Below are 12,160 nucleotides of genomic sequence, written 5' to 3'. Positions count from 1 at the left end.
TTTTCCATAATTTTGTAGAATAAGTATCTTATTATGTCACAGGTATTAGGAGGATTCCCTTGGCTGATATGGATTTGAATGATAAGGAAGTAAAGATTAAAGAAAAAAATACGACCTTGAAAAATGATTACGAGACATGGGAGCATTTTTTTAACTCATTTACAAAAGCAATCATTGTTACTGATTTTGAAATGCAAATCATATCTCAGAATGAGCAGGCAATCAAGTTATACCATCAGTTAGGCCGAGAGGGTAAACCAGGAAATCTTCGGGACTTTTTTATCTCAGTTTCAAAAGAGGTGGTTGATAATCAACTCAGAAACGTGAAACAGCATGGTTTTTCAAATCATATATGGTCAGTAAGGAATTCTGGTGACACCTGCTCAGTTAAACTTGAACTTAATGGACTTTTGGATTCATATTCTAAAAAAATTATTTATATGTTAATCCCATTTAAAACAGAACATATAAGGGATCATGTAAAACAGGATAATTTATATGTAGATATTATTAATGATTTAAAGTGCTATATTGTTATCCATACAAAAGAAGGAATCATCGTGGATGGTAATAAAGCCTTTTGTGGGTTGGTCAAAATTGAGAGATCGAAAATTCTAGGCAAAAGTATTTATCAATTTATTACTGCCGCCGATAAAGATAACTTTGATACTGTTATCAAGCATCTATCATCTGGAAATTCCCATTTTAATTTATTTCAGCTTTATCTCGACTCAAAGGAAATCACATATCAATATACTACACAATTTAATTTTTACAGTGGATTGTACTATACGATTATTTATGATGTTCTTAAAGAATCAGAGCAAAATCACTATTTAATAGAAGGAATTCAAAGTGTGTTTTGTCAATCCGTGGATGGAATAATCATGCTGGACTCTAAAGGAATCATTGTACAGGCTAATGAGCAAGCCTGCATGTTGTTTGAGAAAACGCAGGTGGAAATAATTAATACGAATATAGAGAATATTGCGGGTGAAAAGATAAATACGCTTTTTACCTTGGGAGATCAAGAGAGTTCTGAGCTGATTTACAGTTCATCGAGTGGGAAAAAAAAGATTATAGAATTAACAAAAAAGCAGATTAGCAAAAGTCCTTATACTCTTTTAATTTGTAAAGATATTAGTGAAAAGTGGGAGATTGAGCAGGAACTTCTTATCTCGGAAAATAAATTCAAGAAAATTTTTGACGGTACCTTTGATGGCATTATGATTTGGGGAGCAGACGGGGAAATATATGATATTAATGAACCAGGTGCTGCAATTATAGGGGCTTCTATTGATCATATCCAAAACAAAAACTTCCATGAAATATTCGAACTGACTGAACATCAGATGAAACATTTACAAAGACATATATCCTTGATCAATAAAAATAAGCATCATCATTTTGTGTGTGAGCTTACATGCAGGGATGGGCTAAATAAACAACTGGATTTTTCATCGAGACTGGATGTTATACCGGGTAAGAATCTGACCATTTTTAGAGATGTAACAGATAAGATTCGTATGGAGGAACAATTAAAAAAATCAGATACATTGAATGTTGTAGGTGAGCTGGCAGCCGGTATTGCTCATGAAATCAGGAATCCTATGACAGCTTTGAAAGGTTTTATTCAATTGCTGGAAGGCAGCTTGAATGGCGAATTTTCAACCTATTTCCAGGTTATTTCTTCAGAATTACAAAGAATCGAAACAATCATTACAGATTTTTTAATCCTTGCAAAGCCACAGGCAGTTTCCTATCAAATTAAACAGGTAAATACCATAATCGCAAATACGTTGGATCTGCTAAGTGCACAAGCATCTATGCATAATATTCAATTCCACACACATTTTTCTAAAATACCACCCATCCATTGTGAGAGTAACCAACTTAAACAAGTTTTTATAAATTTAATCAAAAACGCTATAGAGGCTATGCCTGCAGGAGGGTTTATTGATATCACAACAGAATTATTTTTTGATAGCCATGTATTAATATCGATACAGGACTATGGAACCGGAATCCCTGAAACTGTTCTTGATAAATTGGGAGAACCATTCTATACAACTAAAGAAAAGGGGACAGGTCTAGGATTGATGGTTACCTACAAAATCATTGAAGAGCACGCCGGTTGGATTGAAGTAGCCAGTGAAGAAGGGAAAGGAACTCTGTTTCAAATCTATCTGCCTATTAATCATGAGTTCACTTAAGAGAAAAAGTTAGAATAGGATGGTAAAATGGAAACTCTTCTGGTTTATAAGGGTTTCTTATTTTTATTTATTGGAAGGGGAGACAGATTCTTTAATAAAAGACTGAAATAATTTTTATTTTTTGTCTTTTTTTGCGATTGTATTTACATTATTTTAAGATTCTGACATAATACCACTTAATGTTATTTTTTTAGTGAATAAGAAGGAGGAGCTTTTCTTGCAGAATCAAAAAGATTGGCTGGAAACTGCCATAAGAAACAAAAGAGAACAAATGATTAGCCATGCTAGGAACAATGGCCTTCTTGATGAAGGTACATTAAATCTGAGTCGGCAGCTTGATCAGTTAATTCTTGAGCATATTAGAATGAAATACTCAATAACAAATTATTAAATAACCAAGGAATGCGTAAAGGTAAAAGCTAGGGTTCTATGACATAAACGTATTTACCATTTAACTATTTACATATGTTTTTTTGGTTGAAAACTAACTAGTAAAACAGTGTAATACTAGGATAGGTATAATCAATTCTAGAAAAGATATCTCTACCTGGTCGTAAAGTGCATTTTAACCCAGGCCGACTTATATATACTCCTTTTCTATGTGCATTTTAGGCTGTAATTATGAATGCAGAAAATAACCCCTTTTCTAAATGATCACAGTGGAAGGAATAGGTATAAACATATACTTCCGTCACTTATCCTCAGGCGAGACCTTCTCCATATTCGTTTATTAACCCTATTTTTCAGGTTAAGCATGAGTCCTTTTTACTGGGAATAGAATAGCTTATACTTAACCAATCATCATTACAGCACGATTTGGATGACTGAATCTCATCCTGCGAATAGATGAAATGACTGCTTGGACCTAAAGGATGTTCCTTGTAAGAGATCTATTTATACAGAGCAATAACTAACAAAGGAACAGACATTAGAAGATTTATTTTGTACTTCAGGAAATATAATCTCTTCGTTTGCATAAGGTTATACATCATCAATAAAGGGAATAGTGTCACCAAAATATTAGGATTTCTGCAAATGAACTGGAAATGAAAAAAGAAAGGTAAATACTGGGTTATTACGACTATCTGGATGATTATAAAGTTTTACTTTTTAATAGGAAAGAAGTATAATTACGCGGATGATAATAGTGAATTTTAACCGTTAATTGTGGGTGATTAAATATGGAAGAACAAAATCAATCTCTAAAAGTATTTATAGTTCTGTCGAGGGCTTATCGGGCTATCAGTGACTATACCAACAAATATATCCAAGCCTCAGGTGTAAATCCAACCGAATTTGCTGTCCTTGAGCTACTCTACCATAAAGGTGATCAACCAATGCAGCATATAGGGGATAAAATCCTGCTTGCCAGTGGAAGTATCACTTATGTAGTAGATAAACTGGAAAAAAAGCAATTACTAAAAAGGATTGCATGTCCCAATGATCGAAGAGTAACATTTGCGCAAATTACGGAAAAGGGCAAGGAATTCCTGGAAGGAATTTTCCCAGAGCATCAGGAACGAATTGAGCATTTAATGGATGGGTTAACGGTTGAAGAGAAAGCAACGGTGATTGAGCTTCTGAAAAGGATAGGTAAATCCGTACCGTTAAGTAAATAATCCATTATTACCTATATAAGCAAATAAAAGTGAACTAAAAGAATAAGATAGACTGGCTGTCGAAATAACCGGCAGTTATTTTTTTGCCTAAAATTTGAAGGAAATAAACTGGTTCATTAATGAATCAAGGAGTTAAGAGGTAAACGTAACTTTCTTTCATTTATGAATATACCCTATATTCACCAGAAAAATATTTGGTCATAAACAGAATCAACCCGCATACAGTGAGTAGTAAGCGGGGAGGGACAAGGGTGGATCGTCAATATGTAAGTATTTTTCAAGTTGCAGCTGTTTATGTTGGAACGGTTATTGGAGCGGGTTTTGCAACTGGAAAGGAAATATATGAATTTTTTACCCAATATGGACTTTATGGCCTATTTGGGATTCTTCTTTCGGGATTTATTTTTATTCGGATTGGCAGAAAAATAATGATTGTAGCTTTACATAGAAATATTAAAAATTATATGGAATTTAATGATTGGTTATTTGGTAAACGTATATCCTTTTTTGTTAATATCATTTTTATGGGCATGTTGTTTGGAGTTACAGGTGTAATGATGTCAGGAGTTGGCGGCCTATTTGAAGAGCAATTGGGATTTTCTAAAATAGGTGGCATGCTTTTTACTACATTTCTATCAATTGTTGTCATGAGCTGGGGAACTAAAGGTTTATTATCTATTAACACCTTTGTGGTACCGGCAATGATTATTTTTAATTTAATCCTTATGTTTGCTTCATTATTCCAAATGAATCCTGTTCAAAGTCTGCTAACTATTCCTGATGAAGTAAGCTGGAAGATGGTCTTATCGCCCTTCTCCTATACGGCATTTAACCTTGCTTTGACACAGGCTGTTTTGGTTCCATTGGCTGCCGAAATAAAGGATGAAAATATTATTCGAAAAGGTGCAAATTTAGGAGGATTTATTTTATCCGTTGTTTTGGTAAGCTGCCATATTTCTTTATCCTCCATACCAGGGATTGAACAGATTAACATTCCTACGGCTTATGTCATGAAACATATTGCGCCTTTTTTATATGGACTCTACTTATTCATTATTTTTGGAGAAATTTTTTCAACCTTGATTGGGAATGCCTTTGGACTTGAAAGGCAACTTAAAAAAGCAACGGAATTGCCTTCCTGGTCTCTATATGTAGGGATTTTTGCCATAAGTTTAATGATTGGCCAAATTGAATATGGTCCTTTGATCTCTATATTGTATCCGATTTTTGGATATATTAGTTTAACCTTTTTGCTGTTAATAACTGTAAGGAAGTGAATGTCAGCTATGATTTATGCTGTTTTAGAAATTGATTTATAAAAAGACAAAAAGAAAAGAGAAGGGATAGTCCCCTCTCTTTAGAACGGTCAATACCGTAGGCACATTATAATGTTAAAATAATCGGCTCATTCTTTGTCACTATGATAGTATGTTCACATTGTGCAACCAAGCTTTTGTCACTCGTGATAAATGTCCATCCATCACCGGCTTCTGTAACCATGGTTGCTTTTGTAGAGATAAACGGTTCAACGGCCAATACTGTACCTTCATGAAGAAGATCTGAATCCCATGGGTCAAAATAGTTTAAAATATGATCCGGTTTTTCATGCAGGCTTCTACCTATTCCATGGCCGGTTAAATTTTTGATGACAGTGAATCCATTTTGTTTTGCTGTATTGAAGACAGCTTTACCAATTTGGTTTTTCTTGGAGCCTGCTTTAGCTTTGCTGATTCCCTGATAAAAAGCATCAACTGCGCATTGGCATAATTTTTCTTTTTCACTAGTTGCAGTGCCAACAGGGAACGAAATTCCTGTGTCCCCATAATATCCATTTAATACTGCAGAGACGTCGATATTTACCATATCGCCTTCGTTTATTATACGTTTTCCTGGTATTCCATGAGCAACTTCTTCGTTTACACTGATACATGTAAAACCGGGAAAATCATACTCATTTTTAGGTGCAGAAACAGCTCCGGTTTCTTCAAATATTTTCTTTGCAATTAAATCAAGCTCCAGTGTTGTAATACCGGGAACGGTAGCTAATTTCATTGCTTCCCTGACACGTGAAACAACTGCACCTACTGCTTTTAATCCTTCTAAATCTTTTTCGTTTTTTACAATCATGATACTAAACCCGCTTTCTGTAATGCTCTTCATTAATATGAAAAGTTTAGTGAAAGGTTCCAAATGGAATCGATTCTCACTATTATATCTAAGTTTTTCTCAAATTTAAAGTAAGGGAAATTAATGGGACAAGAAGAAAACGAGGCAAGTAGCCCCGTTCTCGAATTATTCATATATGATTTTATAATTTTTATGGTTAACGACTGTCTTTTCTTCTAATTCAAGGTCATGAAAATTCTCCATTAAAGTTAAATCCACAATCACAGAGTTTTCATTCACTTTTTCTACAATCCCACGTAATCCATCGCGGAATTCAATTATATTGCCTACATCAGCCTTTTTCATCATGTTCACACCTTTTCAATTTATTAAAGTTATCAACAGATCTTGATTAGTAAACTAATATCCTTGCAATTTCGGGATTCGTAAGTCTACTTAAGAAGAAATTATCCCTACTATTTAGCTTATGCAGAATAGTATTGTAATTATAGTATAAATTGTGATTAATTGGAATGTTAAAAGAATAAATAGTCTTTATATTTTCGCTTCTATGGAATACTTGTTTAATGTAGGGGTTTAAGAGTATCATGTTTTGTATATATAGGAGGTTTTACGAATGAATAAAGAAGAGATCCAATCCATATTTGATCAATTGAAAAATGGAGAAATAGATAAACTTGAAGTTGCCAAGCAGGACTTCATGGCTTTTCGATCTGTGCTTGTAGAAAGAGAAGATTTTAAACACTTTCGGGGAACAGCTCATATAGGTGGAGGGGTGACCTATCATTACTTAGAGGAGCCCAGAAGTTAAATAGAAATTGACAAGAGGATGGGACATAACTTATAAACGATTTTGAAAAGACGAACGATATCTAATTTATTGACTTTGTTATTTATTAAAGAGTTAAGTTGGAAAAGTTCGTTCCATTGCGCGCTTACTCCACTCGCTTTCCGCGGGGAGGAAGCTGAGCCTCCGTTACTTCCCGCAGGAGTCGGTGGCTTCCGCTCCATTCCACTAAGTTTAATAATGGTATACAGAAGTAAATAAATAAAAATCCGAACTATTAGGCGAAATATTTATTAAAATATCAGTTAATAGATCGGATTTATATTGACTGAAATACTTATGTCCCACCCTCTTGTTGGCATTTTAATGAAAACGTCCTTATTTAATAAACACATCTGGATGTATTTCAAGGTAATGCTTTAGTTTTTTTAGCGCCATCCGTCTCCAAGATTTCACTGTTGCATACGTTGTGTGGTATTCGTAAGCGATATCTGTGATGGTTTTACCAAATTGAATGTATTCAGCCAACCAAATATATTGGTTATCCGTTAAGGAAATTAGAAAAGGTTTAGGGAAGTACCATTCCAAGAAGGAAACATCTTCTTCAACCTTTAATAAATTCCAATACTCCGGTGATTTTTTTACCTCTCTCCCGTTTATTTTAGTGGACTTGCAAAGCTGTATAAGCATTTTACCTTGTATGGACTTGTAGGCATAGGATAGAAACTGTCCTTTTTCAGGGTTGAAATTTTGACTGGCTTCCCAAAGTGCAATTAATCCTATTTGGTAAAATTCATCTTTTTCACAAATAATATTAAGCTTTCTCATAATATGATGAATTAACGGATTATATTGGTTAACTAATGATTCGAAATCTTCCATACTCGCGTGATCCTGCCCTATGAGGAGCGACCTCTAAATTCCCGGGTATCTTTAAAGTACGCTTAAAAATTCTTTCTGTAAAAAAAGCAAATCTGAAAATCTGTTCAGTTTTTTGAAAATAATGATGATAAATTTAATTAAAATAGTCATATTTTTAAAAAATATGGATTCCTACAACAAAATCTACCCATTTAAATTTAAAAGAGAGGATTGAATACAATGAAATTTCAGGATCAAGTTGTGTTAGTAACAGGTGCTGCAAATGGAATTGGTAAAGAAATCGCATTGCAATATGCAAATAAAGGCGCGAAGGTTGTTTTAACCGATATGGATGTGGAAGCTGGAAAGAAAATAGAAGCTGAACTATTGGCAATGGGAAAAGTTGCTTTATTTGTTGAGGCTGATCTCAGCAAAGAGAATGATTGTCTTCATATAATGGAAATAATCAGGGGTGAGTGGAATAGATTGAACATTATAGTAAACAATGCAGGTATCAGTGAATTCACTTCATTATTAGAAATGACAACAGAGAATTGGGATCGCATTATCAATACCAATTTACGAAGTGTATTTATTTTGTCAAGAGAAGGAGCCAAGTTGATGACTGGAAGGGGTGGTTCTATTATTAATATTGCATCAACTCGAGCCATACAATCTGAACCGAATTCAGAAGCATATGCTGCATCCAAAGGTGGAATCCTAGCTCTAACTCACGCTCTCAGCGCATCATTAGCCAAAAAGGGTATTCGAGTTAACAGTATTAGCCCTGGGTGGATTCAAACGACTGATTACACTGGTTTACGTGAGATAGATCACGCCCAGCATTTTTCGGGTAGGGTAGGTAAGCCGATAGATATAGCAAAAGCATGTTTATTCTTAAGCGATTCAGAGAACGATTTTATTAATGGAGAGAATCTGGTTATTGATGGTGGAATGACAAGAAAAATGATTTATGAAGATTGAAAATATGAATATAAAACAGAATAGAAAGGTTCTTCAAATTTGTCATTAGAAATACCTTTGTTGTAAAATCGATAGGAAATACAATATATAGATATTTCTCCAAGCTATGTGAAATTTAGTTGTAGAATTGCTTATCTGTGTGCAAACACTTTACTGAATAAATTCATTGTATATAGGATTCTGGTATATATAGGAAACGAATCTTATATTTATTGAAAGACTATGTTTCAATTAATCTTACAGCTGAGATATATTTATGGTTCTAAATTTATAAAAGCAGTTGAACAATTTTAATTTTTCAGGTACATTTCTCTTATAGGGTTTTACTCTATATTGTGAGAAAAGCTACATAATTTCGACTGTTCATCCTTTTATACATAGGACCGGTTGAAACTGGGTAAAATCATAAGATGTAAGCAGCTAGAATTCGTATAGCTAAAACAAAATAATTATTAATAAAGGAGCTCGATTACTTATGGTACAAAAAACTTTTCATGTAACTGCAGAAACAGGAATTCATGCTCGTCCAGCAACATTGCTTGTACAAGCAGCAGGTAAATTCAACTCTGATATCAACCTTGAATATAAAGAAAAGAAAGTTAATCTTAAATCAATTATGGGTGTTATGTCTTTAGGAATCGGCAGTGGTTCAGATATTACAATTATCGCTGAAGGAAATGACGAACAAGATGCATTAAATGCCATTGAGGAAACATTAACAAAAGAAGGATTGGCTAAGTAATGACAACGATGTTAAACGGGATAGCGGCATCTAATGGAATTGTCATAGCAAAAGCTTATCGTTTAATGGAGCCTGACTTAACTGTAACAAAAAGCACGATTAATGAAGTGGATACCGAATTAACTCGTCTTGAAGAGGCGGTTAATAAGGCTCAGACCGAATTAGAAACAATTCGTGAAAAAGTCAAAACAGAACAAGGTGAAGATAAAGCAGCTATTTTTGATGCTCATATACTTGTTTTGAATGACCCTGAATTGCTTGGTGCAGTACAAGAGAAAGTTAAGTCTGAAAAAATTAACTCTGAATTTGCTATGCGCGAAATTGCTGATATGTTCATAACCATGTTTGAACAAATGGATAATGAATATATGAAAGAAAGAGCAGCTGATATTCGTGATGTAACAAAACGGGTAATCAGTCATCTTCTTGGCGTACAAATACCAAATCCAAGTATGATTGCTGAAGAAGTGATTGTTGTGTCCGAGGATTTAACTCCTTCAGATACAGCTCAATTAAACAGAGAATTTGTTAAAGGCTTTACAACTGATATTGGTGGACGTACTTCTCACTCTGCAATTATGGCACGCTCGCTTGAAATTCCAGCAGTTGTTGGGACTAAACAGGCAACTGAAACTATTCAAAACGGCGATATGATTATACTTGATGGGCTGAAAGGTGAAGTACATATTAATCCGACACCTGAATTGATTGAGGAATACAAAAAAGCTGCTGATGCATATGCACAGCAGAAACTTGAGTGGGCTAAGCTTGTTAACGAAAAAACGGTAACGGCAGATGGCCATCATATAGAATTAGCAGCGAACATTGGTACTCCTAAAGATCTTGAAGGTGTTAAAGCAAATGGTGCTGAGGCTGTAGGCTTATACAGAACAGAATTCTTGTACATGGGAAGAGACAATCTTCCGGGAGAAGAAGAACAGTTTGAATCCTATAAAGCTGTACTTGAAGGGATGGAAGGTAAGCCTGTTGTTGTACGCACATTGGATATTGGTGGAGATAAGGAGCTTCCTTATCTAGATCTTCCGAAAGAAATGAATCCGTTCCTTGGATTCCGCGCTATTCGATTGTGTCTTGAGGAACTGCCGATTTTCAGAACGCAGCTTAGAGCACTTTTACGGGCAAGTGTGTATGGGAATTTAAGAATTATGTTCCCGATGATTGCCACTTTAGATGAATTCAGATCCGCCAAAAAGGTTCTTGAAGAAGAAAAAGCGAAATTAATTGAAGAAGGTATTGAAGTATCAGATTCTATTCAATTGGGAATCATGGTGGAAATCCCTTCAACTGCGGTAATCGCAGATCAATTTGCTAAGGAAGTAGATTTCTTCAGCATTGGTACGAATGACTTGATTCAATATACAATGGCTGCAGATAGAATGAACGAACGTGTATCTTACTTGTACCAACCGTATAATCCTGCTATTTTACGTTTAGTAAAAATGGTGATTGAAGCTGCACATAAAGAAGGCAAATGGGCTGGAATGTGTGGAGAAATGGCTGGGGATGAACTGGCGATTCCGTTGCTTGTTGGATTAGGATTGGACGAGTTTTCAATGAGTGCAACATCTGTTCTGCGTGCACGTTCCCAAATTAAAACACTTACTAGAACCGAAATGAAAGATCTGGCTGAAAAAGCTATTCAAATGCAGACATCAGCAGAAATTGTTGAAATGGTTAAAGAAGCTACAGCTCAAAAATAGTTTCAATAAAAATAGAAATACAGGTTTATTTATTTGAATGTAGGGGTACATTAAAGGTGGACACAAAACAGCAACATGCTTTTAGTGACCCCCCTTTCTTAATCAACTGGTTTTCCAGTTGATTTTTTTTGCTATTATAGAGGTATAGGAGGGAGCGTTATGATGAATTTACATATTGGTTTTATCGGTATTGGTGTAATGGGTAAAAGTATGGCAATGAATATAATGAAGGCGGGATACCCTGTCAGTGTTTATTCCAGAACAAAGTCCAAATGTGAGCCATTGCTTTTGGAAGGTGCAGATTGGAAGGAGTCCCCCCGTGCAATCGCTGAGGAAGCCGATGTTATTATTACGATGGTTGGCTATCCTTCTGACGTTGAAGAGATCTATCTAGGGTCGGAAGGCTTATTAAAATATGCCAAGCCGGGTACTTATTTAATTGATATGACCACTTCAGCTCCGTCTTTGGCAAAAAAGTTATATGCGGCGGGTAAGGATTTAGGATTGCATGTCCTTGATGCGCCTGTCTCCGGAGGAGATATTGGTGCAAAAAATGCTAATCTTGCCATTATGGTTGGCGGTGATCAATCGGATTTTGAGAGCATGATGCCTGTATTTAAAGCAATGGGGACAAATATTATCCATCAGGGAGATGCTGGCTCGGGCCAACATACTAAACTATGCAACCAGATAGCCATTGCTACGAATATGATTGGTGTATGTGAAGCGATCGTTTATGCCGAAAAATCAGGCCTGGATCCGGAAACAGTTTTGAAAAGCATATCAACTGGTGCTGCTGGCAGTTTTTCCTTAACCAATTTGGCGCCTAGGATATTAAAGGGTGATTTTGAACCGGGATTTTATATCAAACATTTCTTAAAAGACCTAAAAATTGCATTAGAAGAAAGTGAACGATTAGGTCTTGATTTTCCAGGACTGACTTTAGCCAAAGCTATGTATGAAAAATTAGCGGATATGGGAGAAGAGAACCGTGGAACACAAGCCTTGTATAAATACTATACTGAGGCATCCAATCAGTAACTTAGTTTCATTAAAACAAAGAAGCATTTCGAAAAGGGATCATGCCTCTAACGAAATGCTTCTTG

General features: G+C 35.2%; 12 protein-coding genes. 9 read left to right on the top strand and 3 right to left on the bottom strand.

Translation table 11 applies throughout. The annotated features are described in order from the left end of the window. Positions 1 to 68: 68 nt before the first annotated feature. From AC4D4A_RS07075 to AC4D4A_RS07060, 4 genes are all read left to right on the top strand, one after another. A complete protein-coding gene (locus tag AC4D4A_RS07075) occupies positions 69 to 2,213 on the top strand; it encodes an ATP-binding protein (RefSeq protein ID WP_490995671.1) in 2,145 nt (714 codons plus the stop codon). Between the two features lie 217 nt (positions 2,214 to 2,430). Further along, entirely contained in the window at positions 2,431 to 2,604 is a 174-nt protein-coding gene (locus AC4D4A_RS07070) for a Spo0E family sporulation regulatory protein-aspartic acid phosphatase (protein WP_490995241.1), read from the top strand. 790 nt (positions 2,605 to 3,394) lie between these two features. Then, entirely contained in the window at positions 3,395 to 3,832 is a 438-nt protein-coding gene (locus tag AC4D4A_RS07065) for a MarR family winged helix-turn-helix transcriptional regulator (protein ID WP_490995240.1), read from the top strand. Between the two features lie 251 nt (positions 3,833 to 4,083). Next, positions 4,084 to 5,109 (top strand): YkvI family membrane protein, encoded by a 1,026-nt coding sequence (locus AC4D4A_RS07060; protein ID WP_490995239.1) that lies wholly within the window; start codon positions 4,084 to 4,086, stop codon positions 5,107 to 5,109. 106 nt (positions 5,110 to 5,215) lie between these two features. Here the strand turns inward: AC4D4A_RS07060 and map are convergent, their stop codons facing one another. Next, positions 5,216 to 5,959, bottom strand: coding sequence for a type I methionyl aminopeptidase (gene map, locus AC4D4A_RS07055; protein ID WP_490995238.1), 744 nt, complete (start codon positions 5,957 to 5,959; stop codon positions 5,216 to 5,218). 165 nt (positions 5,960 to 6,124) lie between these two features. Continuing rightward, positions 6,125 to 6,304 (bottom strand): YkvS family protein, encoded by a 180-nt coding sequence (locus AC4D4A_RS07050; RefSeq protein WP_066100944.1) that lies wholly within the window; start codon positions 6,302 to 6,304, stop codon positions 6,125 to 6,127. Positions 6,305 to 6,575: 271 nt separating this feature from the next. On the opposite strand from AC4D4A_RS07050, the gene ykzS reads away from it, so the two are divergent. Next, positions 6,576 to 6,770: a protein YkzS gene (gene ykzS / locus AC4D4A_RS07045; RefSeq protein ID WP_066100941.1), complete on the top strand. Its 195-nt coding sequence runs from the start codon at positions 6,576 to 6,578 to the stop codon at positions 6,768 to 6,770. Positions 6,771 to 7,124: 354 nt separating this feature from the next. Here the strand turns inward: ykzS and AC4D4A_RS07040 are convergent, their stop codons facing one another. Continuing rightward, the gene (locus tag AC4D4A_RS07040; protein ID WP_490995237.1) at positions 7,125 to 7,628 is read right to left on the bottom strand and encodes a sigma-70 family RNA polymerase sigma factor; all 504 of its coding nucleotides are present in this window, start codon (positions 7,626 to 7,628) and stop codon (positions 7,125 to 7,127) included. Positions 7,629 to 7,847: 219 nt separating this feature from the next. Between AC4D4A_RS07040 and AC4D4A_RS07035 the strand changes: the two genes are divergently transcribed. The 4 genes from AC4D4A_RS07035 to AC4D4A_RS07020 all read left to right on the top strand — a co-directional run bounded on the left by AC4D4A_RS07035 (position 7,848) and on the right by AC4D4A_RS07020 (position 12,095). Next, positions 7,848 to 8,591 carry an SDR family oxidoreductase gene (locus AC4D4A_RS07035; RefSeq protein ID WP_490995236.1) on the top strand — a complete coding sequence of 248 codons (744 nt, stop codon included), beginning with the start codon at positions 7,848 to 7,850 and terminating at the stop codon, positions 8,589 to 8,591. 475 nt (positions 8,592 to 9,066) lie between these two features. After that, the gene (locus AC4D4A_RS07030) at positions 9,067 to 9,333 is read left to right on the top strand and encodes a phosphocarrier protein HPr (RefSeq protein ID WP_066100932.1); all 267 of its coding nucleotides are present in this window, start codon (positions 9,067 to 9,069) and stop codon (positions 9,331 to 9,333) included. Then, entirely contained in the window at positions 9,333 to 11,054 is a 1,722-nt protein-coding gene (gene ptsP, locus AC4D4A_RS07025) for a phosphoenolpyruvate--protein phosphotransferase (protein ID WP_490995235.1), read from the top strand. Before AC4D4A_RS07030 ends, ptsP begins: the two co-directional genes overlap by 1 nt. Before the next feature lie 162 nt (positions 11,055 to 11,216). Continuing rightward, complete coding sequence (locus AC4D4A_RS07020) at positions 11,217 to 12,095, top strand: NAD(P)-dependent oxidoreductase (RefSeq protein ID WP_490995670.1); 879 nt, start codon at positions 11,217 to 11,219, stop codon at positions 12,093 to 12,095. Positions 12,096 to 12,160 lie beyond the last annotated feature (65 nt).

The sequence above is a fragment of the Pradoshia sp. Z5_111 genome (assembly GCF_058267535.1).
Note: the sequence above shows the minus strand (reverse complement) of the source record. Positions and strands in the feature narration are given on the sequence as shown.

Excerpts from the sequence above, each read along its gene's own strand:
- AC4D4A_RS07075 (WP_490995671.1), top strand. The coding sequence starts at position 69 with ATGGATTTGAATGATAAGGAAGTAAAGATTAAAGAAAAAAATACGACC.
- AC4D4A_RS07065 (WP_490995240.1), top strand. The coding sequence starts at position 3,395 with ATGGAAGAACAAAATCAATCTCTAAAAGTATTTATAGTTCTGTCGAGG.
- map (WP_490995238.1), bottom strand. The coding sequence starts at position 5,959 with ATGATTGTAAAAAACGAAAAAGATTTAGAAGGATTAAAAGCAGTAGGT.
- AC4D4A_RS07050 (WP_066100944.1), bottom strand. The coding sequence starts at position 6,304 with ATGAAAAAGGCTGATGTAGGCAATATAATTGAATTCCGCGATGGATTA.
- ykzS (WP_066100941.1), top strand. The coding sequence starts at position 6,576 with ATGAATAAAGAAGAGATCCAATCCATATTTGATCAATTGAAAAATGGA.
- AC4D4A_RS07040 (WP_490995237.1), bottom strand. The coding sequence starts at position 7,628 with ATGGAAGATTTCGAATCATTAGTTAACCAATATAATCCGTTAATTCAT.
- AC4D4A_RS07035 (WP_490995236.1), top strand. The coding sequence starts at position 7,848 with ATGAAATTTCAGGATCAAGTTGTGTTAGTAACAGGTGCTGCAAATGGA.
- AC4D4A_RS07030 (WP_066100932.1), top strand. The coding sequence starts at position 9,067 with ATGGTACAAAAAACTTTTCATGTAACTGCAGAAACAGGAATTCATGCT.
- ptsP (WP_490995235.1), top strand. The coding sequence starts at position 9,333 with ATGACAACGATGTTAAACGGGATAGCGGCATCTAATGGAATTGTCATA.
- AC4D4A_RS07020 (WP_490995670.1), top strand. The coding sequence starts at position 11,217 with ATGAATTTACATATTGGTTTTATCGGTATTGGTGTAATGGGTAAAAGT.